This is a genomic window from Shewanella sp. SG41-4, from assembly GCF_014164505.1.
Taxonomy (GTDB): Bacteria; Pseudomonadota; Gammaproteobacteria; order Enterobacterales; family Shewanellaceae; genus Shewanella.
On sequence record NZ_JACJFI010000487.1, the window covers coordinates 1 to 1,982 of the forward strand.

The 1,982-nt window shown below is 39.4% G+C and carries 2 protein-coding genes; both read left to right on the forward strand.

What is annotated here, in order from left to right:
* Positions 1 to 776: sensor histidine kinase (locus tag H5202_RS21405; RefSeq protein ID WP_220493961.1), on the forward strand; the 776-nt coding region annotated here is incomplete at its 5' end.
* Between the two features lie 439 nt (positions 777 to 1,215).
* Positions 1,216 to 1,701 (forward strand): VF530 family protein, encoded by a 486-nt coding sequence (locus H5202_RS21410; RefSeq protein ID WP_182773832.1) that lies wholly within the window; start codon positions 1,216 to 1,218, stop codon positions 1,699 to 1,701.
* Positions 1,702 to 1,982 lie beyond the last annotated feature (281 nt).

Genomic DNA, 1,982 nt, shown 5'->3' on the forward strand with positions numbered 1-1,982 from the left:
GTAAAGTCGTTAGGCTTGCAGGAACCATGCAAGATATTTCAGAACGCAAATATTTCATTGAGGAACTTTCCAGAAGTAATACCGAACTGGATAACTTTGCCTACGTTGCCTCGCATGATCTTAAATCGCCTTTACGCGGCATTGATCAATTAGCCAGCTGGTTAGAAGAAGATTTAAAAGACAAATTAGAAGCTGAAGATGCTGAGCATTTACGCTTAATGCGTGGTCGTATTAGCCGGATGGAAAAACTGTTAGATGACTTACTCTCCTATTCAAGAGCGGGCAAAAAAGGCGATGTTATTCATTCAATTAATATAAAGTCTGTGGTCGAAAATGTGTTTGATTTATGCAATACCAAAAATGCCTTTTCGTTGGAGTTTGAGTCCGCGACAACCGACATAACGACTGCTAGTGTGCCACTTGAGCAAGTGATAAGAAACCTGATTAATAATGCGATTAAACATCATGACACCGGAAAAGGCACTGTATATGTATCTATGGTGGTGAACGCTCCTTTTTATGAATTTGTGGTTAGAGATGATGGCCCAGGGATACTTGATGAGTTCTCTGAGAAAATATTTACCATGTTTACCACCTTAAAACCTCGAGATGAAGTGGAAGGCAGTGGCATGGGATTAGCGATTGTGAAAAAGATAGTGGTCGCCATGGGGGGCGAAATTAGCTTAGATACGAGTGTGCAAAAGGGCGCGTGTTTCAAGTTTACTTGGCCAATGGAAATACAAAACTTGATGCCTAACTCCAGAGATGTCGAGTAGTGTTAATTTTGCCATCGTATGGATCATTCTTGAAAAAGATTTTATAGGCGCCTCAGCACTTTAGTTTAGCACTTTAGCTCAGATCTTTAGTTCAGCAACTTAGCTTGGCACCTGATTGGTAAGCTAAATTACGCTGTAAATCGCTACATAAACTGAAATGTTTAGCCCTTCGGATAACTCAACAGTTAGCGTATCTGTTGAGTCTTTTGGAGGCGATGTTTGGTTAATTTATAAAGTTGTTTATTTGGGGGTCACTATTTATCGCTTATACGCTTATACGCTTAATAATGAAATAAGTGATAGTGAAGCGTCATCTGTAAGAAAGTCCATTTAATTTCAATGCGCATCAGCGACTATGCAAGATGCATAAAGACGATAGCGTCATTTCACGGTAAACTATGTAGATTGTAGAGACAGCTTTTTGAGGTCATGAGAAAACATGGTAGAACTGCAGCAAAATAATCCACTTCACGGTTTAAAATCAGAAACGATGATTTCTGAGTTAGTGGCATTTTATGATTGGAAAATTTTATACGCCGCGTTGCGTTTAGAGTGCTTCAATACCAACCCTAATATGGATGCTTGTGTTAAGTTCCTAAAAAAGACGGAATGGGCGAGAGAGCGTGTTGAAAACTTTTATTTGTACCGTTTCAAACGTATGCCAAAAGGTAACTCAGCACAATTTGAATTAAAACCTCGTGAACGTGGTTTTGCTGATGGTATTTTACCGCGTAAGCCGCAGCCTTTAACGGTTGAGTTAGTTGCCGAAATGAAAGCCAAAGCAACGGCTGATTATGAGCAAATGAAACATAATCAAAGTCGTTCATATGCTTCATCATCACCGTCATATTCCTCATCGAGCCGTTCAAATGACAGCGATGCAGCGACACAGCGTAGTAATCAAAATAAGCCTCAGCAAACTTGAATAAACAATTAACCCTATGTAGTAGAACAACAAACTCTATGTAGTTAAACAATAAATTCTATGTAGTTAGATTATAATTATAGTTATTGTTAGCCATAAAAAAACGCAACCCAACGATAATATTATTATCGTTGGGTTGCGCCGACGTTGACATGAGATCAGTCTAGTGGTTATTTATTCCACGGGTTATTTGGATCAAATGTAGGCTGCGGCTTATTTTGATTACTACGCTGTGTCGCTGCATCGCTGTCATTTGAACGGCTCGATGAGGAATATGACGG